Below are 24,177 nucleotides of genomic sequence, written 5' to 3' on the forward strand. Positions count from 1 at the left end.
TCACCCCCCTCCCATCACCTCTTCCCCCCCCCGCCGCTCTCCCAACCCCCCCCCCGCTGGACGGGCCGCGGGGGGGGGAGGGCGGGGGGGCGGGCCCGGACCGGCCACCCGCCCCTCCGCCGTACCCGGGACAGGGGCCCTCCCCCGTACCCGGACAGGGGGCCCTCCCCCGTACCCGGACAGGGGTCCGCCGTATCCCGGCGCCCCCGTCGAACAGAGGGTTCGCCGGGGGTTCGCCGGGGGGAAACCCGCTCCGCGCGGCACGGTTCCGCGTGGAAGGATGGCGGCAAACGTCACACACCGAGGAGATGAGCGCGTGCCTGGCACGAACCTGACCCGTGAAGAGGCCCGGCAGCGGGCGCGGCTGCTGACCGTGGACGCGTACGAGATCGAGCTCGATCTCGGCGGCGCGCAGGAGGGCGGCACCTTCCGGTCCGTGTCCACCGTGCGCTTCGCGTCCGCCGAGGCCGGCGCGAGCACCTTCGTGGACCTGGTGGCCCCCACCGTCCACGAGGTGGTGCTGAACGGCACCGCGCTGGACGCGGCGGCCGTCTTCCAGGACTCGCGGATCGAGCTGTCCGGGCTGCGCGAGGGCGCCAACGAGCTGCGGGTGGTCGCGGACTGCGCGTACACCAACACCGGTGAGGGACTGCACCGGTTCGTGGACCCGGTGGACGACCAGGCGTACCTCTACACGCAGTTCGAGGTGCCGGACGCCCGCCGGGTGTTCGCCAACTTCGAGCAGCCGGACCTGAAGGCGGCCTTCCAGTTCACCGTGAAGGCCCCGGCCGGCTGGACGGTGATCTCCAACTCCCCGACCCCGGAGCCCAAGGACGACCTCTGGGTCTTCGAACCGACGCCGCGCATCTCCACGTACATCACGGCGCTGATCGCCGGTCCGTACCACGCCGTGCACAGCTCGTACGAGAAGGACGGCCAGTCGGTCCCGCTGGGCATCTACTGCCGTCCCTCGCTCGCCGAGTTCCTCGACGCGGACGCGATCTTCGAGGTCACCCGGCAGGGCTTCGACTGGTTCCAGGAGAAGTTCGACTACGCCTACCCGTTCGCCAAGTACGACCAGCTCTTCGTGCCCGAGTTCAACGCGGGCGCCATGGAGAACGCGGGCGCGGTCACCATCCGCGACCAGTACGTCTTCCGCTCCAAGGTGACGGACGCGGCGTACGAGGTGCGGGCCGAGACCATCCTCCACGAGCTGGCCCACATGTGGTTCGGCGACCTGGTGACCATGGAGTGGTGGAACGACCTCTGGCTGAACGAGTCGTTCGCCACCTACACCTCGATCGCCTGCCAGGCGCACGCCCCGGGCTCGCGGTGGCCGCACTCCTGGACCACCTTCGCCAACTCCATGAAGACCTGGGCGTACCGGCAGGACCAGCTGCCGTCCACGCACCCGATCATGGCGGAGATCCGGGACCTGGACGACGTCCTGGTCAACTTCGACGGCATCACCTACGCCAAGGGCGCCAGCGTGCTGAAGCAGCTCGTCGCCTATGTGGGGATGGACGAGTTCTTCCGGGGCGTGCAGTCCTACTTCAAGGCGCACGCCTTCGGCAACACCCGGCTGAGCGACCTGCTCTCGGCGCTGGAGGAGACCTCCGGCCGGGACCTGAAGTCCTGGTCCAAGGCGTGGCTGGAGACGGCCGGCATCAACATCCTGCGCCCGGAGATCGAGACCGACGGCAGCGGTGCCATCGCCTCGTTCGCCGTCCGCCAGGAGGCCCCGGCGCTCCCGGCCGGCGCCCAGGGCGAGCCGACCCTGCGCCCGCACCGGATCGCCATCGGCCTCTACGACCTGAACGCCGCCGGGAAGCTGGAGCGCACCGACCGGATCGAGCTGGACGTGGACGGCGAGCTGACCGCCGTGCCCGAGTTGGCCGGCCGGGCCCGTCCGGCGGTGATCCTGCTCAACGACGACGACCTGTCGTACGCCAAGGTCCGGCTGGACGAGGAGTCGCTGCGCACGGTCACCGCGCATCTCGGCGACTTCACCGAGTCGCTGCCCCGCGCGCTGTGCTGGGCCTCGGCCTGGGACATGACCCGGGACGGCGAGCTGGCCACCCGCGCCTACCTGGAGCTGGTGCTCTCCGGCATCGGCAAGGAGTCGGACATCGGTGTGGTCCAGTCGCTGCACCGCCAGGTGAAGCTGGCGCTCGACCTCTACGCCGCACCCGAGTGGCGGGAGACCGGGCTGACCCTGTGGACCGACGCCACGCTGGCCCACCTCCGGGCCGCCGCGCCGGGCAGCGACCACCAGCTCGCCTGGGCCCGCGCCTTCGCCGCCACCGCCCGCACGCCGCAGCAGCTCGACCTGCTGGCCGGTCTGCTGGAGGGCACGGAGACGGTCGAGGGCCTGGCCGTCGACACCGACCTGCGCTGGGCGTTCGTGGAGCGCCTGGCCGCGACCGGGGTCCTCGACGAGGCGGACATCGCCGCCGAGTACGAGCGCGACCGCACCGCCGCCGGTGAGCGGCACGCCGCCACCGCCCGCGCGGCCCGTCCCACCCCGGAGGCCAAGGCGGAGGCCTGGGCGTCGGTGGTGGAGTCCGACACCCTGCCGAACGCGGTGCAGGAGGCGGTGATCGGCGGCTTCGTCCAGACCGACCAGCGGGAGCTGCTCGCCCCGTACACGGAGAAGTTCTTCGAGGTGCTGAAGGACGTGTGGGGCGCCCGCTCCCACGAGATGGCCCAGCAGATCGCCGTCGGCCTCTACCCCTCGCTCCAGGTCGCCCCGGAGACCCTGGAGGCCACCGACGCCTGGCTCGCCTCGGCCGAGCCGAGCGCCGCGCTGCGCCGCCTGGTCTCCGAGTCCCGCTCCGGCGTCGACCGCGCCCTCAGGGCCCGGGCCGCCGACACCACCGCCTGACCGGCGCCTTCCGCACACCCCCGACGCCCGGCCGGAACTCCCGGCCGGGCGTCCGGCGTCGGGGGCCGGCGCCGCGTCCCCGCCCGTCGCCGGTTCGCGGCCGTCGCTCAGCTCTTCGCCGCCCCCGTGCGGCCCGCCCGGTAGGCGCGGCGCACGGCGGGGCGGTCGGCCCACATGGTGAGCAGGGTGGTGGCCAGGGCGATCCAGAAGATGGTGCGGGGGACGTCCCGGGCGGTCCAGGGAATCAGCGCCAGGAGCAGGGCGCAGCCGGTGACCGTCGCGGCCTGGGCGAGGGCCAGCCGGGCCCAGCCGTCGCGGCGCAGCAGCGAGCGGAGGTTCAGCCGGACGCCCCGGCGGCGCCTGCGGAAGCGCGGCAGGGTGCCGAGGGCCCAGACAGCGGCCAGCAGCAGCACGTCCCAGAGCCGCTGGCCGAGCGGCAGCGGCAGCTCGCGCGGGGTCTCCCCCGGCCACAGGTCGAGGCCGACGGCGGCGAACACCAGGCAGAACAGACCGAGCCAGCGGGTGCCGCGCAGCAGCCGGTAGGTGGCCGCGTCCAGGTCGGCCCGCATCGACGCCGACTGCGGGGCCACCGCGAGGGCGTCGGCGGTCAGGTCGGCGGCCTCGGCGGCGCGGACCCCCGGGGTGTGGGCGGCCCGCCGGCTCCGGGCGCTCAGGGCCCCGGCGTCGGTGGGGTCGATGCGCAGGATGGCGCGGTTCATCGCCTCGGACGTCTCGCGGTCCCCGGACAGGCCGGCGATGAACCGCCGTATCCGGTACGGGTACAGCTCCTCGGGCGCGAGCCGTATCGCCTCGTCCGCCAGCGCGACGGCCTCCGCGGATCCGGCGGCCAGTTCCTCGTCGGTGACGGTACGGAAGCCGTCCGGGCCGAACCGCCCGTCCGCCTGCGCGCTGCGGATGGTGACCCGCCGCATGAGGTGGTCCGCGAGCGTCGCCAGGGCGGCCGCAGACCCCGGCCGCACCCGTACCGCCTCGCGGAACGTCGCCACGGCCCGGTCGATGCCCGCACCGGTTCGGACTTGCAGATGGCCGTGGAGCAGCAGTGTGTTGACGTCCTCGGGAGCCAGCCGCAGGGCCTCCTGGACGGCCGCCACCGCCTCGTCGAACTGCTCCAGCCGGTAATGACAGCGGGCGAGTTCGGTCCAGGCGACGGCGTCCTCGGGTGCCTCGGCCAGCCGGCGCGCGAGGAGTCCGCGCGCCTCCTCGTACCGCTGGAGCGAGCTGAGCGCCTCGGCGCGCTCCACGGCCTGTTCGGTGTTCACAGCTTGCGCTTCCTCTTGAGATGGGCGACCAGGTCGTCGTACTGGCCGCCCTCGTTGGCGTACATCGCCACATTGCGGGCGGCGGCGAACCACGGCTCGGTGGAGGGCACGATCCCCCGGACCGCGCCGAGCAGGTCCGGCATGCCGATCAGGCGTACGGTCCCGGTGCGTGCCGAGTCGAGCAGCGCGGTCTCGGCGGCGCTCTCGCACACATGGGCGAGGTCGGCGCCGGAGAAGCCGTCGGTCAGCCGGGCCAGTTTGGCCACGTCGACCTTTTCGATGGGGCGTTCGCGCAGGTGGTAGCGGAGTACGGCCTCCCGGGCCGGGGCGTCGGGCGGCAGCACCAGCAGGGTGCGGTCGAAGCGGCCCGGCCGGCGCAGGGCGAGGTCCACGTCCCAGGGGGCGTTGGTGGCGGCGAGCACGAACACCCCCTCGTTGGCGGCGGCGTCGACACCGTCCAGTTCGGTGAGGAGCTGGTTGACGGTGTTGCGCATGCCGCTGGACTGGACGCGCGAGCGCTTGCCGCCGAGCGCGTCCAGCTCGTCGAGGAAGACCACGCAGGGAGCCTGGCGGCGCGCGGTCTCGAAGACCTGGTGCATATTGCGCTCGGAGTTGCCGATCCACATGTCGAGCACGTCGTTGACGGACACCGAGAGGAAGCCCGCGCCGAGTTCGCCGGCGACCGCCCGGGCCACGAACGTCTTGCCGCAGCCGGGCGGCCCGTACAGCAGCAGGCCGCCGCGCAGGCTCTTGCCGTAGAGCCTGCGCAGCTCCGGGTTGCGCAGCGGGGCGAGGAACGCGGCCTCCAGCCGGTCCTTGACCTCCCGCAGGCCGCCGACGTCCGCCAGGCGTACGGCTCCGGGCACCTCGACGTCCCAGGCGGCGTCGCTCTGCTCGTCGCCGGTGTTCTCGTCGCCGTCCGCCGCGAGCGGTTCGGCCGTCACGAAGCGGGGCGGCACGGCGTCACCGACCTGTTCCCCGGCGGCCTTCCAGTCGAAGCCGGGCCGCGGCGCGGCTGCCTGCGGGACCGGTGAAGCCGGCGAAGCCGGTGAGATCGGTGACGCCGACGCGTTCGGTGCCGTGGGTGAACTCTGCGGTGTCGGTGAAGCCGGTGACGCCGGCGGGGCGCCCATCGCCCGCGCCATCAGCTCGCGGGCCTGCGCGTCGCCCGGCGCGTGCTGGAGCGCGACGGCCGCCTCGGCGACGGCGGCGTCGGCGGCTCCCCCGGCCAGGAGCAGTTCGGCGAGGTGCAGGCGCAGCGGGATGTCCTGGGGCGCGGCGGCGACCGCGGTTCGCAGGCTCTGTATCAGGGGTGAATCGGCGGGCATGGGGCCCCACTCTACGAAGTGGGGCCCCATGCCCGGCCGGGTGGACCGGGGACCCGGTCTACCGGCGGGCGGCGGTGACGGCCGGCTCGGCCGGGGCGGGGGCGGGCGGGGTGCCGGGCCGCCTGGGGGCGCGCTGGGCGAGGAAGGTGGCGGAGAGGGCGACGGCCATGCCGAGGAGCTGCACCGGGCCGAGGGCCTGACCGAGGGCGGCCCAGCCGATGACGGCGGCGGTGACCGGGGAGAGCGGGCCGAGCAGGGTCACCGAGGTGGCGGTGAGGCGGGAGACGCCCCACATCCAGATCCAGTAGGCGGCGGCGGTGTTGAGCAGGACCAGGTAGAGGTAGCCGGACACCGCCCGGCCGTCCAGGGCCGGCGGGGCCCCCTCCACCAGGAGGGCGACCGGGGCGATGAGCAGTCCGCCGGCGGTGAGCTGCCAGCCGGTCAGGGCCAGCAGCCCGACCCCGGCCGGGCGGCCCCAGCGCTTGGTGAGCACCGTCCCGGTGGCCATGCAGGCGGACGAGCCGAGCCCGGCCAGCACGCCCACCAGGTCGAAGGCGGCGCCCGCCTTCAGCACGACCAGGCTCACCCCGAGGGCGGCGGCCACAGCGGTGAGCACCGCCCGTACGGTGGGCCGCTCGCCCAGCAGCAGGGCGGCCAGCCCCACCACGAAGAGCGGCCCGACCGAGCCGACCACGGCCGCCACCCCGCCGGGCAGCCGGTAGGCGGCGAGGAAGAGCAGCGGGAAGAAGGCGCCGATGTTGAGCGCCCCCAGCACGGCGGCCCGGCCCCACCAGACTCCGCGCGGCAGTCTCCGGCCCGCCGCCAGCAGGAGCAGCCCGGCCGGCAGGGCCCGGGTCAGCGCGGTGAACAGCGGCCGGTCGGGCGGCAGGAACTCGGTGGTGACGAAGTAGGTCGTCCCCCAGGAGATCGGCGCGAGCGCGGTCACGGCGACGACGCCGGCCTTTCCGGAGACCGGCGCGGACGCTGACACTGACGACGCCGACGACACGGATGACGCTGATGACACGGACGACGCGGACATGGGTATCCCCCTCAAGGAAGCTTGTGAGTAAGTAGCTTAACGCTAAGCTACTTACTCGCAAGAGGCTTTCTCGCTGCCGGGAGATCCGGGGGGAGACTGATCCGTGTGGCCCACAGGGAATCCGGGACACGAACGACATGAACGCCATGAACGACACCGAGCCGAAGGAGGCCGCCGTGGCCGGGGGCGACGCCGTGGACGCGATCAGGGAGCAGTGGGCCGCGGTCCGCCCCGACCTGGAGACCCTGCCGATGGAGGTGTACGGGCGGATCTACCGGCTGGCGGCGGTGATGGGCGACCGGGTGGGCCGGGCGTACGCGCCCTTCGGCCTCTCGCGCGGGGAGTTCGACGTGCTGGCGACGCTGCGCCGCTCGGGAGAGCCGTACACCCTCTCGCCGCGCGAGCTGGCGGCCACCCTGATGCTGACGACCGGCGGTATGACGGGCCGGCTGGACAAGCTGGAGCGCCGGGGCCTGCTGGCCCGGCACCCGGATCCGGACGACCGCCGCGCCCTGCGGGTCACCCTGACGGAGCAGGGACTGGCCGTGGTGGAGGAGTCGGTGGGCGCCGGCCTCGCGGCACAACGCGCCGCGGTGGACGCCGCGCTGACCCCGGAGGAGGCGGCGGATCTGGCCGGCCTGCTGCGCAAGCTGCTGCGCGCGACGGAGGGATGACGCTCCGTCGGTGACGGCGCGGGCGGGCCGCCGGAACCGGACGGCGGGGGCCGGGGCGGGCCGCGACCCGCCACGGTGATCCGGCACCGGTCCACGGCGCCCTGCCACCGGGCCACCGGGGCGCCGCCCGGGACCCGCGGGACGGCGGCCCGGGATGCCTCAACCGCGCGTCACCGGCTCCCCCGCCCCCGGGGCGAGAGAGCCGGAGGGCGCGCGGGCGGCGAAAGGGAGAGGGGGTCCCCCGGACGTAAGCCCGGGAGACCGAGCCTCAGAAAATCAGGCCTGCTTCTTGGACCTGTCCAGCAGCATGACCAGGCCCGCGATCACGGCGAAGATCACGATCGGCGCGGCGACGTAGAGGCCCAGGGTCTCGGCGACGCTCAGGCCCGGGCCGGGGTCGTCGCCGTCGTCGCGGGTGAGCGCGAGCGCGGGGGACGACAGGAGCAGCATCATCAGCGTCGTACCGGTCGCGACGGCTCCGGTGCGCAGGGCGTTCTTCTTGTCCACGGGCCCCAACGTAGCGAACGCCTAGACCTCCCGCGCGTCCGGGGGTGCCGTTGGCGGACGGAGCACGGCCATCAGGGCCGCGAGGCGGGGCGAGGCGGCCAGTTCCTCCAGGGTGACGGGGCGGCCGGTCGCGTCCGCGACGGGGAGCCGCCAGTTCGGGTACTGGTCCCAGGTGCCGGGGAGGTTCTGCGGGCGGCGGTCGCCCACGGCGTCGGGCAGCCAGACGCCGACCATCCGGGCGGGGGTGCGGCAGAGGAAGCGGTAGACGGCCCGGATCTCCTCCTCCTCGTCGCGGGCGTCCCCGGCCGCCCGGTCGCCGTCCCCGAGCAGGCCCAGGCTGTGCAGGCAGGCCAGCCAGCCGGCCACGTCGGCGTCGTCGGCGGCCCGTTCGACGTCCAGCGGCCGGGTGAGCAGGCCCAGCCGGTGGCGGAGGTCCACATGCTCGCCGGAGAGTCGGGCGGCGGTGGAGGGGAGGTCGTGGGTGGTGGCGGTGGCCACGCAGTCGGCGCGCCACTCCTCGGGCGGCAGCGGGTCCCCGGTGCCGGCGTAGTCGCGCTCGAACCAGAGCACCGAGGTGCCGAGGACGCCGCGCCGCTGGAGGGTCTCCCGTACGCCGGGCTCGACCGTGCCGAGGTCCTCGCCGATCACCGCGGCGCCCGCCCGGTGGGCCTCCAGGGCGAGGACGGCGAGCATGGCGTCGGCGTCGTAGTGGACGTACGTCCCCTGGGTCGGCGTCTCGCCCCCGGGCACCCACCAGAGCCGGAAGAGGCCCATGACATGGTCGATCCGGAGGGCGCCGGCGTGCCGGAAGAGGGCGCGCAGCAGTTCCCGGAAGGGGGCGTAGCCGGAGGCGGCGAGGGCGTCGGGGCGCCAGGGCGGCAGGCCCCAGTCCTGGCCCCGGGCGTTGAAGGCGTCGGGCGGGGCGCCCACCGAGATGCCGGCGGCGAAGGTCCCGGCACCGGCCCAGGCGTCGGCGCCGTCCGGGTGCACCCCGACCGCCAGGTCGTGGACGATGCCGACGGCCATGCCCGCCCGCCGGGCCTCCGCGGCGGTCGCGGCGAGCTGCTCGTCGGCGAGCCAGGCGAGCCGGCGGTGGAACTCCACCCGGCCGGCCAGCTCCTCCCGGGCGCGGGCCGTCCCGGCGGAGCGGGGGTCGCGCAGGGCGTCGGGCCACTCGCGCCGGTCGGTGCCGTACCGCTCGGCCAGCGCGCACCAGGTGGCGTGGTCGGTGAGGGCCTGGCCCTGGCCGGCCACGAACTCCTCGTAGGCGGCCAGCCGGGCGGGGGCGAGCGGCACCCGGTGGAGGAGTTCGAGGGCGTCCCGCTTGAGCACCCAGACGGCGTCCCGGTCGATCAGCTCGCCCTTGCGCAGCACCCCCTCGCGCAGCTCGGCGGCCCGGCCCAGCAGGGCGTCCAGGGCGGCCCGTTCCTCGGCCGTCAGGTAGCCGGGGGCGTACGCGTACTCCGGTACGTCCTCGATCCGCACGTGCACCGCGTCGGGGAAGCGCCGGGAGGAGGGGCGGTAGGGGGAGGGGTCGGTCGGGGTGCCGGGCACGGCCGCGTGCAGGGGGTTGACCTGGAGGAAGTCGGCGCCCAGCCGCCGCCCGGCCCAGCCCGCCAGTTCGCGCAGGTCACCGAGGTCGCCCATGCCCCAGGAGCGGCTGGAGAGCAGCGAGTACAGCTGGACCAGCAGCCCGTGGCCGCGTCCCTCGGGGACCGGCACACGGGCGGGCGCGACGATCAGGGCGGAGGCGCCGGTACGGCCCTCCCGGGTGGTGGCCTCCAGCCGGTGCACCCCGGGCGGCAGCCGCTCCCAGCGGGGCGTGCCGGTGATCTCGTCGCCCCGTTCGGTGATCACCCGCACCTCGGTGCCGGGCGGCAGGCCCGCCAGCGGGCCCGGCAGGACCGGCGGGGCGTCCAGCCAGAGCACCAGGGCGGGCGGCAGCAGCCGCTCCCGGGCGGCGGTCTCGGCGGCGTCCAGGGACCTGCGCACCGCGTCCGGGGTGGCGGCGTCCACGTCCAGGGCGGCCAGCACCCGGATCACCGTGGCGTCGGGCACGGTGACCGTACGGTCCTCGGTGGGCGCGTAGGCGGTGGCGACGCCGTGCAGGGCGGCGAGCCGGGCAAGGGTCAATTCAGGCTCCAGGTGACTCCGGTCCGCCCGCCGTGCCGTGCGCGGTCGGCTCGCTGGTCAGGGGGGTGAAGTGGGTGAGCGCGGGTTCGCTGGTGAGCGGGGCGGCGTCGGCGAGCGGCGGTTCGCTGGTCAGCGGGGCCGTGTCGGTGAACGCCGGTTCGCCGGTGACGGGGGCGGGCAGCAGGTCGGCGAGCGAGGGCTCACCGGCCGGTTCGCCGGCTCCGGGGGTGGCCGGGGCGGAGGAGACGTACCGGGCGGAGACCGGGGAGGGGGCCGGCGCGGGGGCGGGGATGCCCGGGACGCCGGGGACCTGTTTGGAGAGGGCGGACATCAGCAGCTGGGCGGAGGCGGGCACGGGGGCTCCCTTGTGGGGGGACGGACGGACACGACAGCCCTACCCAGCGGGCGGCGCCGCATCCGTCCTCCGTGGCGCCCGTCACACCATGTCCATGAGCCCGCCGGCCCGGCGACACCGGGTCGTACGGGGCTGTTCCCGGAGCCCGGTGGCCGGGCGGCCCCAGGTGGGCGCGGGACCGGGCGGGGCGGGACCGCCCGGGCGGCCGGCCCGCCTCCGTACGGGCCCCGCGCCCGCCCCGGCCGGAGCGCACACCGGGACCACACAAGCGGAATTCGACATTCCGAGGGCTCTCGGCAGGCAAATCCGACACAACGACCATGCGCGTTGACACCTTCGGTGCGGGGTGGTGGGCTCGAAGCCCATCGGGCGGAACCCCTCGCTCAGGGCTCCCGGCCGGATCTCCCGGTCGGGGCTCGCGATCGGGGCTCGTGATCGGGTGCTTCCGGCCGGGGCCTCCGGCGGGGGACGGATCGGGCCACGGACAGGTCGGGTACGGACAGGTCGGTACGGACGGGCCGGCCGGTGGGACGTGGCAGCCGCGAGGCCCCCGGGCCCGCCGGTCGCGGAACAAGCTACTCGCGGAACAAGCGAAGACGAGGGAAGACGAGGGGAGACGCGCGTGGGGTCGGAGCGCGGAAAGCGAACCGCCACCGCGGTGGCGGTCGCGGTCTTCGGCGGCCTGCTGAGCGGAGCCGGCGCCACCGCCGCCCCCGGCGAGCCCGCCGGTTCGGGTACGGCACCGGCCGAGGGCGCCGCCGCTCCCCCGCCCGCGACCGCGCCGCCCGCCGCGACGCCGCTCGGCGGTGTGCCCTCTCCCCGCACCGCCCCGGCCGCCGCGTCCCCCGCCGTGCCGGCCCCCGGCCCGTCCGCCGCCCTGCCGGCCACCCGGGGCGGGCTGCCCGCCGTCTTCCCGCGCCCCCAGTCCTACCGGCCGGCCGGCTCGGCGGTGGCGCTGCACGGAACGGTCCGGCTGGTGGTGGACCCGGACGCCGACCCGTACGCGGTGGCCGCCCTGGAGGAGACCCTGCGCGGCGCCGGGGTACGGGCCGAGCGGGCGGCGGCGCCGGGCGAGGGGACCGGACCGGTGATCCTGGCCGGCGGGACGGCCGCCCGGGACGCGCTGCGCGGGCTGCGGGCGGCCGAGCCCGGCGACCTGCCGGCCGGCGGCTACCGGATCGCCACCGGGCGGTACGCGAACCGGCCGGTGGTCGCGCTGGACGGGGTGGGCGCGGACGGCCTCTTCCACGCGGTGCAGACCCTGCGCCGGCTGATCGCGGACCGCTCGGTCCCGGGCGTGCGGGTGCGCGACTGGCCGACCACCGCCGTGCGCGGGGTGACCGAGGGCTTCTACGGCCGTCCCTGGAGCCACCAGGAACGGCTGGCGCAGCTGGACTTCCTGGGCGCCACCAAGCAGAACCGCTATCTGTACGCCCCCGGGGACGACCCGTACCGGCAGGCGCGGTGGCGGGACGCGTACCCGGCGACGCAGCGCACCGAGTTCCGGGAGCTGGCCGCCCGGGCCCGGGCCAACCATGTGACCCTGGCCTGGTCGGTGGCGCCCGCCCAGTCGATGTGCCTCGCCTCGGACGACGACGTACGGGCGCTGAAGCGCAAGGTGGACGCCATGTACGCGCTGGGCGTCCGGGCCTTCCAGCTCCAGTTCCAGGACGCCTCCTACGACGAGTGGCACTGCTCCCGGGACGCCGACACCTTCGGCTCGGGCCCGGAGGCGGCGGCCCGCGCGCACGCCCGGGTCGCCGATGAGCTGGCCCGGCACCTGGCCGCGCGGCACCCGGACGCCGGGCCGCTCTCGCTGATGCCGACCGAGTACTACCAGGACGGCACCACCGCGTACCGCACCGCGCTCGCCGGCGCCCTGGACGACGCGGTGCAGGTGGCGTGGACCGGCGTCGGGGTGGTGCCGCGCACCATCACCGGACGGGAACTGGCCGGGGCCCGGGACGCGCTGGGCGGCCATCCGCTGATGACCATGGACAACTACCCGGTCAACGACTACGAGCAGAGCCGCCTCTTCCTCGGCGCCTACACCGGCCGGGAGCCCGCCGTGGCGGCCGGGTCGGTGGCGCTGCTGGCCAACGCCATGGAGCAGGCCACCGCCTCCCGGGTGCCGCTGTTCACCGCCGCCGACTACGCCTGGAACCCCCAGGGCTACCGGGCCGGGGAGTCCTGGCAGGCGGCGCTCACCGAGCTGGCGGGCGGCGACCCGGCGGCCCGTGCGGCGCTGCACGCCCTGGCCGGCAACGACTCCTCGTCGATCCTGGACCCGGGCGCCGAGTCGGCGTATCTGCGTCCGCTGCTCGACGCCTTCTGGCGCACCCGCTCGGCGGGCCCCGGCGGAGCCCCGGCCCGGGACCGGGCGGCGCACGAGCTGCGGGCCGCCTTCACGGTGATGCGCGAGGCGCCCGAACGGCTGGCCGGGACGGCGGGCGGGCACCTGGACGACGAGGTGCGGCCCTGGCTGGACCAGCTCTCCCGGTACGGCCGGGCCGGGGAACTGGCGGTCGATCTGCTGCAGGCCCAGTCCCGGAACGACGGCCCGGCCGCCTGGGGCGCCGCGCTGGAGCTGGAGCCACTGCGCACCGCCCTGGCCGCCGCGCCGGTGAAGGTCGGCACCGGGGTGCTCGACCCGTTCCTGGCCCGGACCGCCAGGGCGGCGGCCGAGTGGACCGGCGCCGCGCGGGAGCGGGCCGGGACCGTGGAGCGGGACCGGGGCTCGTACACCCTCCGCTTCGGCCGGCCGCGCGCGCTGGAGGCGGTGACGGCGATGACCGTGCCCGGCCCGGGGACGGGCGGCGGCGCCGTGGAGGCGTATCTGCCGGGCCGGGGGTGGCGGACCCTGGGACCGCTGGCGGCGAGCGGCTGGACCCAGCCCGCCGTCCGGGGGCTGCGCGCCGAGGCGCTGCGGGTGACCTGGACCGGTGGTGACCCGGCGGCGGTACGGGCGCTGGTGCCCTGGTTCGCCGACGAGCCGGCCGCCACGGTGGCGCCGGCCCACGAGGAGGTGGAGGCGGTGATCGGCGGGCCCCCGGTCCGGGCCGACCTGACCGTCACCGCCCGGCGGGCCGGCGGGGTGCGGGGCCCGGTCACCGTGCAGGCCCCGCCCGGGCTGCGGATCACGGCGCCCAGGGGGGAGGTGACGGTGGAGCGCGGCCCGGCGGTGGCCGTCCCCGTCTCCGTGACCGTCCCGGCCGGCACCCCGGCGGGCGAGTACCTGGTCACGGTCGGATACGCGGGTGAGCGCCGGACGGTCACCGTCCGCGCCTACCCGCCGGCCGGCGGCCCGGACCTGGCCCGTACCGGAACGGCCACCTCGTCCGGCGACGAGACCGACGCCTTCCCGGCCCGCGCCGCGCTCGACGGCGACCCGGCGACCCGCTGGTCCTCCCCCGCCGAGGACGACGCCTGGTGGCAGGTGGAGCTCCCGGCCCCGGTCCGGCTCGGCCAGGTGGTGCTGCGCTGGCAGGACGCGTACGCCGCGAAGTACCGGGTCCAGGTCTCCGCCGACGGCCGCACCTGGCGCACCGCCGCCGCCGTCCGCGACGGCGGGGGCGGCCGGGAGGCCCTCCGGATGGACGCCCCCGGCACCCGCTTCGTCCGCGTCCAGGGCGACGCCCGCGCCACCCGCTTCGGCTACTCCCTCCACGCGGTCGAGCTGTACGCCGTCACCCCGCCCCGGACGAGCCCCGCGAGCCCCCCGGCCGGGTGAGCCGGCGCCGTCACCTCACAGCGGCGCCCCCGAGGTGAGGCGGGCTCCCTGGAAGCGGGCCAGCGCGTCGTCGGCGCCGTAGGGCTGGAGATAGGGGAGCCAGCGCGGGTCGCGGTGGCCGGTGCCGATGATCCGCCAGGCGAGCCCGGACGGCGGGGCCGGTTGCTGGTGCAGCCGCCAGCCCAGCTCCCGGAGGTGGCGGTCGGCCTTGACGTGGTTGCAGCGGCGGCAGGCGGCGACCACGTTGTCCCAGGCGTGTCTGCCGCCCCGGCTGCGCGGGATGACGTGATCGACACTGGTGGCGACGGCGCCGCAGTACATACAGCGCCCGCCGTCCCGGGCGAAGAGGGCCTTGCGGGTCAGTGGAACGGGCCCCCGGTAGGGGACCCGTACGAAGCGTTTCAGCCGTACGACGCTGGGCGCGGCCACGGCCCGGGTCGCGCTGTGCATGAAGGCGCCGGACTCCTCAAGGCAGATCGCCTTGTTCTCCAGCACGAGGACGAGCGCGCGGCGGAGCGGTACGACGCCGAGGGGCTCGTACGACGCGTTGAGGACAAGGACATGCGGCACGTATGCCTCCCATTACGCCGGCGGCGCGTGGCTCGCGCCGGGACGATCGCTCTCAGTCTCCCCTCAGCCGTGGCCGAAGCGCCACCACGTACCGGTAACACCGGTAACGGCCACGGAGTGTTTTCGACCACAGCGCGGCCGGAAACCGAGCCCACCTGGGTGGTCCCCCGCTGAGACATCGCTCTCACTCGAACAGGGCAACGAAACGGGGTCGCTGCCCCGTTAGTGTGGTTGATCCGCTCGTGTCGCCTGGAGGTCCCCGCCGTGCCCTGGTCCGCCCTATTGGCCGCCGATCCCTCGCCGCCCCCGCAGGTCTCGTTCGACGAGGCCGCCAAGCAGGCCAACGAGGCGGCCGGCTGGGTCGAGGAGAACTGGACCACCTGGGTCAACACCGGGCTGCGGATCATTCTGATCCTGGTGATCGCGCTGGTGCTGCGGATGCTGATACGCCGCGCCCTCACCAAGCTGATCGAGCGGATGAACCGCAGCGCGCAGGCGGTCCAGGGGACGGCGCTGGGCGGGCTGCTGGTCAACGCGGAGCGCCGCCGCCAGCGCTCGGAGGCGATCGGCTCGGTGCTGCGCTCGGTGGCGTCGTTCCTGATCCTGGGCACCGCGGCGCTGATGATCCTGGGCGCCTTCAAGATCGATCTGGCGCCGCTGCTGGCCTCGGCCGGTGTGGCGGGCGTCGCCATCGGTTTCGGCGCCCGGAACCTGGTCACCGACTTCCTCTCCGGGGTCTTCATGATCCTGGAGGACCAGTACGGCGTCGGCGACTCGATCGACGCGGGGGTGGCGTCCGGCGAGGTGATCGAGGTCGGGCTGCGGGTGACCAAGCTGCGCGGCGACAACGGTGAGATCTGGTACGTGCGCAACGGCGAGATCAAGCGGATCGGCAACCTCAGCCAGGGCTGGTCCACGGCGGCGGTGGACGTCACGGTCCGTCCCACCGAGGACCTGGACCGGGTGCGGACGCTGATCACCGGAGCGGGCGAGTCGCTGGCCAAGGAGGAGCCCTGGAACGAGCGGCTCTGGGGCCCGGTGGAGATCCTGGGTCTCAGCGAGGTGCTGCTGGACTCGATGACCGTACGGGTCTCCGCCAAGACCATGCCGGGCAAGTCGCTGGGCGTGGAGCGGGAGTTGCGCTGGCGGATCAAGCGGGCGCTGGACGCGGCGGGCGTCCGGATCGTCGGCGGCCTTCCGGCGGCGGTGGAGGAGCCGGCCGCCGACCCGACGGCGGGCATGGCGCCGCCCTCGGTGTTCGCCAACGCCTCCTCCCCGCAGTCGACGGCGGCCACCCCGATAGCGCCGCCGGTCCCGCCCGCCGCCGGGCAGAGCCTGCACAAGTGACGGTCTGAACCTCCGCCGTTCCGGCATCTCTGTTCTTTCCGCCGTCTCTGTCGCTTCTGCCGTTTCCGTCGTCTCTGTCGTCTCCGTCGTCTCTGTCGTGACCGCCGTTTCCGCCGGCCGTCCTGGGTGGGCGGGCCCCTGAAGCAGGGGTCCGCCCACCCATGCGTTCTACAGGGTTATGGGTTTGACGGTCAGATATGGAGATCGTTTGAATGCTTGCCGAGCAAGCGCTCACTTCATCTGACCGAAGGACCTTCCTTGCGCGCACATTCCGTCCGCACCCTCGCCGTCGCCGTGGTGGCCGCCGCGGTTCCCACGGTTCTCTTCGGCCTGCCGGCCGTCGCCGCGGACGCCCCGGCCCGTCCGGCCACCGCAGCCGTCGCCACCACCGAGCCGGGGCAGAGCGCCGAGGAGGACCGGGCGACGATCCAGCGCATCCTCGACAACCCGTACGAGGGCCGGGGCGTCCGGGAAGCCGCCCAGAAGGCGCTCGACGGCACCCCCGAGGGCATGCGCCGGTTCCTGGAGACGGAGCTGCGCTGGGAGCGGCACAAGGACAACGAGGTCCGGGTCTCCCAGCTCATCGCCTCGGGCGGCGTCGCGATGAAGCGGGACGGCAAGAAGGCGCTGAAGGGCTCCGAGCGGGATCTGGTCCTGTTCCTCCAGTCCGGCCAGTACCAGGCCCGCGCCGAGGACGAGCGGGTGCGGGCGCTCCAGGTCATGGACATCGGAGGCCGCGGGGTCAGGAAGGCTGCCGTGAAGGCCCTGGAGGGCACCCCCGAGGACGTCTCCCACTTCCTGGAGTTCGGGCAGCACCAAGCCCGGAACGAGGACAACCGGGTGCGCGTCGCGCAGATCCTCTCGGTGGGCGGCCCGGCGGTCAAGGCGGCGGCCAACAAGGCGCTGAGCGGCACCCCCGACGACGTCCAGCGCTTCCTGGACATCGGCCACCACGTGGCGTTCGAGCAGGACAAGAAGGCCGCCGCCAAGCCCCCGGCCAAGCCGGCCCCCAAGCCCGGCGCCAAGCCCGCGCCGAAGCCGGCCCCGAAGAAGCCCGCGCCCAAGAAGCCGGCGGCCAAGCCCGCCGCGAAGCCCGCGCCGAAGAAGTGACGCGGGGAGTCACGGGCAGAACCCCCAGGAAGACCCGGGCACGCGCCCGGTGAACCCCGCACCCGGTGGGCGGGACGGCTCCGGCCGTCCCGCCCACCGGCGTTTCCGGGGCCGTGTGCCGGGAGGCACCGACAGGCCGCCCACGGGGCCCCGGCGGGGCATTGACCGGGCGCGGGCCGGGGGCCTAGGTTCCGTGGTGACGACGACAGGAAACTTTCCTGACAGTTGTCCCCCACTCCCGGCGGTTCGCTCAGCCGGCCACCGTGACCGGAAGGCGGGCGCGCCGTGTCTCCCCTGGACTCCGCCACTCCCGGCACGCCGCGGGTGCTGCGGGCGATGAACGACCGCGCCGCGCTCGAACTGCTGCTGGAGCACGGCCCCCTGTCCCGGACCCGGCTCGGCCGGCTGACCGGGCTCTCCAAGCCGACCGCCTCCCAGCTGCTGGCCCGGCTCGAAGCGGCCGGTCTGGTGGTCGCCACCGGGACGAGCGAGGGGCGGCCGGGGCCCGCCGCGCAGCTGTACGCGGTGAACGGCCGGGCCGCCCACGCCGCCGCGCTGGATGTGACGCCCCGGCGGATCCTGGCCGCCGTGGCGGACCTCGCCGGGCGGACGGTCGGCACATACGAACTGCCGACACCGGGCCGGCGGGCCGGGAGCGTCGTACGGCAGGTGACCGACGCGCTCGACGGCGCGGTGAAGGCCGCCGGGCTGACCCGGGACGAGGTGCGGCGGCTGGTCGTGGGGACGCCCGGCGCCTTCGACCCGAACACCGGGCGGCTGCGGTACGCCTCCCATCTGCCAGGCTGGCACTCCCCCGAGCTGCTGGACCGGCTGGCGGCGGCGCTGCCGGTGCCGGTCGCGTACGAGAACGACGTCAACCTGGTGGCGCTGGCCGAGCAGCGGTTCGGGGCCGCCCGGGGCCACCGCGACTTCGTGCTGTTCTGGAGCGACGAGGGCCTCGGTGCCGCTCTGGTGCTGGGCGGCCGGCTGCACCGGGGGTTCACCGGGGGCGCCGGGGAGGTCGGCTTTCTGCCGGTGCCGGGCGCCCCGCTGGTGCGGCACGTGGCCCAGACCGGCAGCGGCGGCTTCCAGGAGCTGGCCGGCGCCCAGGCGGTGGCCGGGCTCGCCCGGGAGCTGGGCATCGGGGGCGTACCGTCCGGCCGGCCCGCCGAGGTGGCCGCCGCGCTGCTGGCCCGGGCCGCCGCGGCCGACACGGCACCCGACGCGGGGGCGGCGGCGGAGCCGTACCGGCGGCTGCTGGACGCCTGCGCGGCGGGGCTGGCCACCGGGCTCGCCGCACTGGTCGCGGTGGTCGACCCGGAGCTGGTGGTGCTGGCCGGCGGGGTGCCGGCCGCGGGTGGGGAGCCGCTGCTCGGGCGGGTGCGGGCCGAGCTGCTGGAGCTGGCCGCCGCCCGGCCCCGGCTGGTGCCGGCCGCCGTGTCCGGCCCGCCCGTGCTGCGCGGCGCCCTGGAACGGGCCCTCGCCGCGACCCGGGACGAGGTCTTCGACACCACGCGGTAGCGCGAAGGGGCCCGGGGCCCCAGGCAGTTCCCCCGGGCGCCCCGCCCGAAGGGGCAGCACGACCGGCCGGACCACCGAGCGACCGACCGGACGACCGAGCGACTGAGCGGACCATCGAGCGACTGAGCGACCGAGCGAGTGACCGGCCCGCGTGACGAGGGGCCGGCCGAGCCGGAGGACCGACCCGGGAAACGAACGAAGGGCTGGACACAGCGTCATGAAGCTGACCGTGGTGGGGGGCGGCTCCACCTACACCCCCGAACTGGTGGACGGGTTCGCGCGGTTGCGGGACACCCTGCCGATCACCGAACTGGTCCTGGTGGACCCGGCGGCCGACCGGCTGGAGCTGGTCGGCGGGCTGGCCCGGCGGATCTTCGCCCGGCAGGGCCACCCCGGCACCGTCACCGTCACCGGCGACCTGGCGGCGGGCGCGGCCGGCGCGGACGCGGTGCTGCTCCAGCTCCGGGTCGGCGGCCAGGCGGCCCGGCAGCGCGACGAGACCTGGCCGCTGGAGTGCGGCTGCGTCGGCCAGGAGACCACCGGCGCGGGCGGTCTCGCCAAGGCGCTGCGCACCGTCCCGGTGGTGCTGGACATCGCGGAACGGGTGCGGCGGGCCGCCCCGGACGCCTGGATCATCGACTTCACCAACCCGGTCGGCATCGTCACCCGGGCCCTGCTCGGGGCCGGGCACCGGGCGGTCGGGCTGTGCAACGTGGCCATCGGCTTCCAGCGGAAGTTCGCCGCGCTGCTCGGGACCGACCCGGCCGAGGTGCACCTCGATCATGTCGGGCTCAACCATCTGACCTGGGAGCGGGCGGTACGGCTCGGCGGCCCGGACGGGCCCGACGTACTCCCCCGGCTGCTCGCGGAGCACGGCGGCGCGATCGCGGCGGACCTGCGGCTGCCGCGCCCGCTGCTCGACCGGCTGGGCGTCGTCCCCTCGTACTACCTGCGGTACTTCTACGCCCATGACGAGGTGGTGGCCGAGCAGCGGACCGGACCGTCCCGGGCCGAGGAAGTCGCCAGGATGGAGCGGGAGTTGCTGGCGATGTACGGCGATCCCGCGCTGGACGAGAAGCCGGAGCTGCTGGCCCGGCGGGGCGGGGCCTTCTACTCGGAGGCGGCGGTCGGGCTGGCGGCCGCGCTGCTGGGCGGGGGCGGGCCGCGCGTCCAGGTGGTCAACACGTACAACCGGGGCACGCTGCCCTTCCTGCCGGACGACGCGGTGATCGAGACCCAGGCGGCGGTGGACGGCTCCGGGGCCGTGCCGCTCGCCGTGCCCGCCCTGGAGCCGCTGTACGCGGGGCTGGTCGCCCGGGTGACGGCGTACGAGGAGCTGGCGCTGGACGCGGCGCTGCGGGGCGGCCGGGACCGGGTGTTCCGGGCGCTGCTGGCGCATCCGCTGGTGGGCCAGTACGCGTACGCCGAGACCCTCACCGATCTGCTGCTGGCCCACAACCGGGAGCATCTGGCGTGGGCGTGAGCCGGCCGGGCGCCGGGGTCCCGGAGGCGCCGGGGCCGGCCGCCCCCGCGGTGCCAGCCGCCCCCGCCGTGCCGGCCGCCCCCGCCGTGCCGGCTGCCCCCGCCGTGCTGGCTGTCGACGCGGGCAACAGCAAGACCGATGTGGCCGTGGTCGGCGCGGACGGAACCCTGCTGGGCAGTGCCCGGGGCGGCGGCTTCCAGCCACCCGTGGTGGGCGTGGCGGCGGCGATGGAGGTGCTGGCGGCGGCGGTCGCGGCGGCCTGGGCGGCGACCGGGCTGCCGGGCCCGCCGTACGCCGCGCGCGTCTCGGCCTGTCTGGCCAACGCCGATCTCCCGGTGGAGGAGGCGGAGTTGACCGAGGCGGTCGCGGCGCGTGGCTGGGGCGGGGCGGTCCGGGTGCGCAATGACACCTTCGCGGTGCTGCGCGCCGGGGTGGCCGAGCCGCGCGGGGTCGCCGTGGTGTGCGGCGCGGGCATCAACTGCGTGGGGTTGCTGCCGGACGGGCGGACCGCGCGGTTCCCGGCGCTGGGCCGGATCTCCGGTGACTGGGGCGGCGGTTCGGGGCTCGGCGAGGAGGCGCTGTGGTACGCCGCCCGGGCGCACGACGGGCGCGGTGAACCGACCTCACTGGTACGGGAGTTGCCCGCGCGCCTCGGCTATGGCTCGGTGCCGGGGCTGATCGAGGCGGTCCATCTGGGCCACGCCCCGGCCGACTGGCGCCACCGGCTGGCCCCGGTGGTCTTCGCGGCCGGGGCGGCGGGCGACCTGGTGGCCGGGGCGCTGGTGGAGCGGCTGGCGCGGGAGGTGGTGGCGCTGGCGGCGGTCGCCCTGGAGCGGCTCGGGCTGCTGGCGGACCGGGTGCCGGTGCTGCTCGGCGGCGGGGTGCTGGCCGCCCGGCACCCGGGGCTCAACCCGCGGATCGCCGCGCTGCTGGCCGAACGGGCGCCGCGCGCCGAGGTCCGGGTGGTCACCGAGCCGCCGGTCCTGGGCGCCGCCCTGCTCGGCCTGGACGAACTGGCCGCTTCCGCCCCGGTGCTGGCCCGGCTGCGGGCCGCGTACGGGGCGGGGGCCGGGTACGGGCCGGGGCCCGCGTACGGGTGAGGGGCGGGGGCCGGGTACGGGCCGGGGCCCGCGTACGGGTGAGGGGCGGGAGCGGGGGCCGGGGGCCCTCGTACGGGTGAGCGGCGGAGCCGCCCCGGCCCGGCGTCCGTGACCGGCGGGACCGGTGGGCCGGGCGGGACGCGGCAGGGGCCGGCGGGGCGGCACGGCCGGGCCGGGGCTGGTGTGAAGGGCGGCCGGTACGGCCATACTGCGGTCAGCGACCGAGGGGGAGGTCAGGTGACCTACGCATGACCCGTGCACCGGAGACACCGGACGCGCCGCACACGCGGTACGCGCCGACGCCCGGCGTGCCCGCCGCGCGCACGGGCGGCCCGGGAGCGATGGGGCCCGGAGCGGCCGGAGAGACCGGGGCCGGAACCGGAACCGAGCCGACGGGAACTGAGCCGGCGGGGGCCGGACCGACGGGGGCCGGGAGCGGGCCGATGGGGGGCGGGCCGGCCGGTGCCGGGCCGTCAGGTCCCGCACTGTCCCGGACCGCCGGGCCGGCGGGGCTTCCACGGCCCGAACCGCCCGCCGGGCGCGGGGCGTGGGCGGTGGGCCGGGCGAAGCTGCGCGAGACGGTGACCACCGAGCCGGGGCGGCTGCGGATCCTGGGCGCCGTGCTGGCCGGGCTGGTGCTGGCGTTCGGGGTGCTCGCCGCGCTGGAGGCGGACGGCCGGGCGTCGGCCGCCGCGAACGTGGTCGGCCGCAGCCAGCCGCTCAGCGCCGACGCGGCCCGGATCTTCCGCTCGCTGGCCGACGCCGACACGGCCGCCACCAGCGCCTTCCTGGCCGGCGCCCCGGAGCCCGCGACGACGCGGCAGCGGTACGAGCGGGACATCGCCACCGCCGCCCGGCTGCTCGCCAAGGCGTCCGGCCACACCGGTGACTCCCCCGCCTCCGCGCGCGAGATAGAGGTCCTCAACGAGCGGCTGCCGGTCTACACCGGCCGGGTGGAGACCGCCCGGTCGATCAACCGGCAGGGGCTGCCCCTGGGCGGCGCCTACCTGCGGTACGCCAACCAGCAGATGACCACCGAACTGCTGCCCGCCGCCCAGCGGTTGTACGACGCCGAGAGCGGCCGGCTGGACCGGGACACGGCCGACGCCCGCTCCTGGCCGTATGCCGCCCTGGTGCTGGGTCTGCTGGCGCTGGGCGCGCTCGGCTGGGCGCAGCGGCGCGTCTTCCTGCGTACCAACCGGGTGTTCAACCACGGCCTGCTGGCTGGCAGTGCGGCGGTGCTGGCCGGTCTGCTGTGGCTGGTGGCCGGGTACGCGCTGGCCGCCGGGCGGCTGGGCGAGGCCCGGACGGGCGGCCAGGAGTCGCTGGCGGTGCTGAACCAGGCCCGGATCAGCTCGCTCCGGGCGCGGGCCGCCGAGAACCTGGTCCTGGTGGCCGGGGGCGCGGTGCTCACCGACGAGCGGCCCGGGGAGGACCGGGAGGACAAGTACGAGCGGGACTACCGGCTGAACCGGGACGCCCTGTTGGCGACGCTGGGCCGGGCCGCCCGGCTGGCGGACGACCCGGCGGGCCGCGAGCCGGTCACCAGGGCCCTGGAGCAGGCGGACCAGTGGAAGAAGCGGCACACCGAAGCCCGGCGTCTGGACAACGACCGGGGCGACTACGAGAGCGCGCTGGCCCTGGTGATCGGCACCAGGGAGAGCACGAGCGGCTCCACCGGGGAGCTGTTCGACCAGGTGGACCGGGCACTGGACCTGGCGGTCCACCACGAGCAGGGCGAGTTCACCCGGGCCGCCGAGGGGGCCAGTGCCGCGCTGACCGGACTGCCCGTCGGGGCGGCCGTGCTCGCGGGGCTGGGCGCGGTCGGCGCCCTGATGGGCATCAACCGCAGGCTCACGGAGTACCGGTGAGCGGCGCCCGGGCCGGCGGGGGCGGCGGGAACGAAGAGGGACGGGGACGCGGTGAAGGGGGTGACGCCATGATCGGACGGGGGGCGGCCGGGGAGCACCGGGCGGCCGGAGGGCGACGGCCGGACGGCGGCCGGTGGGGGCCCGGCGGGAGACGGACGGCCGGCGGAGTGGCGATGGTCCTCTGCGCGGTGGCCGCCGGGTGCGGACCGGCCGGCGGGCCCGTGGCGCCGCCGGCGGCGCACGGCACCACGGCCCCGGCGGCGTCCGGTGGGTCAGGGGCGCCCGGAGCACCGGGCGGGGGCACCCGGGCGCCCGGCGACGCGCGCGCCTCCGCGCGGACACCGGCCCCCGGCTGCCGGACACCGGAGGCGTCGCTGCCGCCCTCCCGGGCGGACGGCCCCGCCGTCGCCGCGATCAAGAAGCGCGGCAAACTGGTCGTCGGGGTGGACCAGAACAGCTACCGCTGGGGCTACCGGAATCCCGCCACCCGGAAGCTGGAGGGGTTCGACATCGACCTGGCCCGGGCCATCGCCACCGATCTGCTGGGGGATGCCAGGAAGCTGGTGCTCCGGGCGGTGCCGACCGACCAGCGCATCCCGGCCCTGAGCGACGGCACGGTCGACCTGGTGGTCCGGACGATGACGATCAACTGCGCCCGCATCAAGAAGGTGGCCTTCTCCACCGCCTACTTCCAGACCGGCCAGCAGGTGCTGGCGCCCAAGGACTCGGAGGTGACGGGGTTCAACCGCACGCTCACCCGCAAGCGGATCTGCACCGCCGAGACCTCGACCGCGTACGACGCCGTGAAGGACAACCCGTTCGGGGCGATCTACCAGGACGCCGACGACGGCGGGCCCGGCGACCGGGACCGGATCACGGTGCCCAACCAACTCGACTGCCTGGTGCGGCTGCAGCTCGGTGAGGTGGACGCGGTGGTGACGGACAGCGCCCTGGCGGCCGGCCAGGCGGCCCAGGACCCGGCGGTGGAGCTGAAGGGGAAGCCGTTCACCACCGAGTACTACGGCGTCGGGGTCAAGCTGGGCCACGACGACCTGGTGCGCAGGGTCAACCAGGTGCTGGTCGAGTACCGGAAGGGCCCCTGGCTCACGGCGTACGACAAGTGGCTGAAGGCCGGTCTGCCGGGGCTCACGGGGCCGCCGGCGCCGAAGTACCGCTCGCGCTGAGCCGGTCGGGTCCCGACCGGGCACGCGGACGGTGCCGGGCGTCCGTGGGCCCGGACAC

At 75.8% G+C, this 24,177-nt stretch carries 17 protein-coding genes; 10 read left to right on the top strand and 7 right to left on the bottom strand.

The window, feature by feature from the left end; genetic code table 11:
- The first annotated feature begins 316 nt into the window (after positions 1–316).
- The gene (gene pepN / locus NX801_RS23515; RefSeq protein ID WP_258789874.1) at positions 317–2,884 is read left to right on the top strand and encodes an aminopeptidase N; all 2,568 of its coding nucleotides are present in this window, start codon (positions 317–319) and stop codon (positions 2,882–2,884) included.
- A 107-nt stretch (positions 2,885–2,991) separates the two neighbouring features.
- Here the strand turns inward: pepN and NX801_RS23520 are convergent, their stop codons facing one another.
- Genes NX801_RS23520 through NX801_RS23530 form a run of 3 tightly spaced genes read right to left on the bottom strand, consistent with a single transcriptional unit; the run spans position 2,992 to position 6,438 of the window.
- On the bottom strand, positions 2,992–4,164 hold the full coding sequence (locus NX801_RS23520; protein ID WP_258789875.1) for a tetratricopeptide repeat protein: 1,173 nt from the start codon (positions 4,162–4,164) through the stop codon (positions 2,992–2,994).
- Positions 4,161–5,492 (bottom strand): ATP-binding protein, encoded by a 1,332-nt coding sequence (locus tag NX801_RS23525; protein ID WP_258789876.1) that lies wholly within the window; start codon positions 5,490–5,492, stop codon positions 4,161–4,163. The genes NX801_RS23520 and NX801_RS23525 overlap by 4 nt, the downstream gene beginning before the upstream one ends.
- A gap of 58 nt (positions 5,493–5,550) precedes the next feature.
- Positions 5,551–6,438 (bottom strand): EamA family transporter, encoded by an 888-nt coding sequence (locus NX801_RS23530; RefSeq protein ID WP_428986210.1) that lies wholly within the window; start codon positions 6,436–6,438, stop codon positions 5,551–5,553.
- 233 nt (positions 6,439–6,671) lie between these two features.
- Here NX801_RS23530 and NX801_RS23535 point away from each other — a divergent pair, with 233 nt between their 5' ends.
- Positions 6,672–7,208: a MarR family winged helix-turn-helix transcriptional regulator gene (locus NX801_RS23535; protein WP_258789878.1), complete on the top strand. Its 537-nt coding sequence runs from the start codon at positions 6,672–6,674 to the stop codon at positions 7,206–7,208.
- A 276-nt stretch (positions 7,209–7,484) separates the two neighbouring features.
- Here the strand turns inward: NX801_RS23535 and NX801_RS23540 are convergent, their stop codons facing one another.
- From NX801_RS23540 to NX801_RS23550, 3 genes are read right to left on the bottom strand one after another with little or no spacing between them, the layout of a single operon-like run.
- On the bottom strand, positions 7,485–7,715 hold the full coding sequence (locus tag NX801_RS23540) for a hypothetical protein (protein WP_258789879.1): 231 nt from the start codon (positions 7,713–7,715) through the stop codon (positions 7,485–7,487).
- Between the two features lie 21 nt (positions 7,716–7,736).
- Positions 7,737–9,848, bottom strand: coding sequence for a 4-alpha-glucanotransferase (malQ, locus tag NX801_RS23545; RefSeq protein ID WP_258789880.1), 2,112 nt, complete (start codon positions 9,846–9,848; stop codon positions 7,737–7,739).
- 1 nt (position 9,849) lies between these two features.
- On the bottom strand, positions 9,850–10,203 hold the full coding sequence (locus NX801_RS23550; protein ID WP_258789881.1) for a hypothetical protein: 354 nt from the start codon (positions 10,201–10,203) through the stop codon (positions 9,850–9,852).
- A gap of 622 nt (positions 10,204–10,825) precedes the next feature.
- Here NX801_RS23550 and NX801_RS23555 point away from each other — a divergent pair.
- Positions 10,826–13,933, top strand: a complete 3,108-nt coding sequence (locus NX801_RS23555) for a beta-N-acetylglucosaminidase domain-containing protein (protein WP_258789882.1) — start codon at positions 10,826–10,828, stop codon at positions 13,931–13,933.
- A 15-nt stretch (positions 13,934–13,948) separates the two neighbouring features.
- On the opposite strand, the gene NX801_RS23560 is transcribed toward NX801_RS23555, so the two are convergent.
- Positions 13,949–14,503: an HNH endonuclease gene (locus NX801_RS23560; RefSeq protein ID WP_258789883.1), complete on the bottom strand. Its 555-nt coding sequence runs from the start codon at positions 14,501–14,503 to the stop codon at positions 13,949–13,951.
- 264 nt (positions 14,504–14,767) lie between these two features.
- On the opposite strand from NX801_RS23560, the gene NX801_RS23565 reads away from it, so the two are divergent.
- From NX801_RS23565 to NX801_RS23595, 7 genes are all read left to right on the top strand, one after another.
- Entirely contained in the window at positions 14,768–15,850 is a 1,083-nt protein-coding gene (locus NX801_RS23565) for a mechanosensitive ion channel family protein (RefSeq protein ID WP_258789884.1), read from the top strand.
- Positions 15,851–16,108: 258 nt separating this feature from the next.
- A complete protein-coding gene (locus NX801_RS23570; protein WP_258789885.1) occupies positions 16,109–16,960 on the top strand; it encodes an ALF repeat-containing protein in 852 nt (283 codons plus the stop codon).
- 336 nt (positions 16,961–17,296) lie between these two features.
- Positions 17,297–18,481 carry an ROK family transcriptional regulator gene (locus NX801_RS23575; RefSeq protein WP_258789943.1) on the top strand — a complete coding sequence of 395 codons (1,185 nt, stop codon included), beginning with the start codon at positions 17,297–17,299 and terminating at the stop codon, positions 18,479–18,481.
- 217 nt (positions 18,482–18,698) lie between these two features.
- Entirely contained in the window at positions 18,699–19,964 is a 1,266-nt protein-coding gene (locus tag NX801_RS23580; protein ID WP_258789886.1) for a 6-phospho-beta-glucosidase, read from the top strand.
- A gap of 104 nt (positions 19,965–20,068) precedes the next feature.
- Positions 20,069–21,064: an N-acetylglucosamine kinase gene (locus NX801_RS23585; RefSeq protein ID WP_258789887.1), complete on the top strand. Its 996-nt coding sequence runs from the start codon at positions 20,069–20,071 to the stop codon at positions 21,062–21,064.
- Between the two features lie 443 nt (positions 21,065–21,507).
- Positions 21,508–22,935 (top strand): hypothetical protein, encoded by a 1,428-nt coding sequence (locus NX801_RS23590; RefSeq protein ID WP_258789888.1) that lies wholly within the window; start codon positions 21,508–21,510, stop codon positions 22,933–22,935.
- Between the two features lie 173 nt (positions 22,936–23,108).
- On the top strand, positions 23,109–24,119 hold the full coding sequence (locus NX801_RS23595) for a glutamate ABC transporter substrate-binding protein (RefSeq protein ID WP_258789944.1): 1,011 nt from the start codon (positions 23,109–23,111) through the stop codon (positions 24,117–24,119).
- Positions 24,120–24,177 lie beyond the last annotated feature (58 nt).

This window comes from Streptomyces pyxinae (genome assembly GCF_024756275.1).
Classification (GTDB): Bacteria; Actinomycetota; Actinomycetes; order Streptomycetales; family Streptomycetaceae; genus Streptomyces; species Streptomyces pyxinae.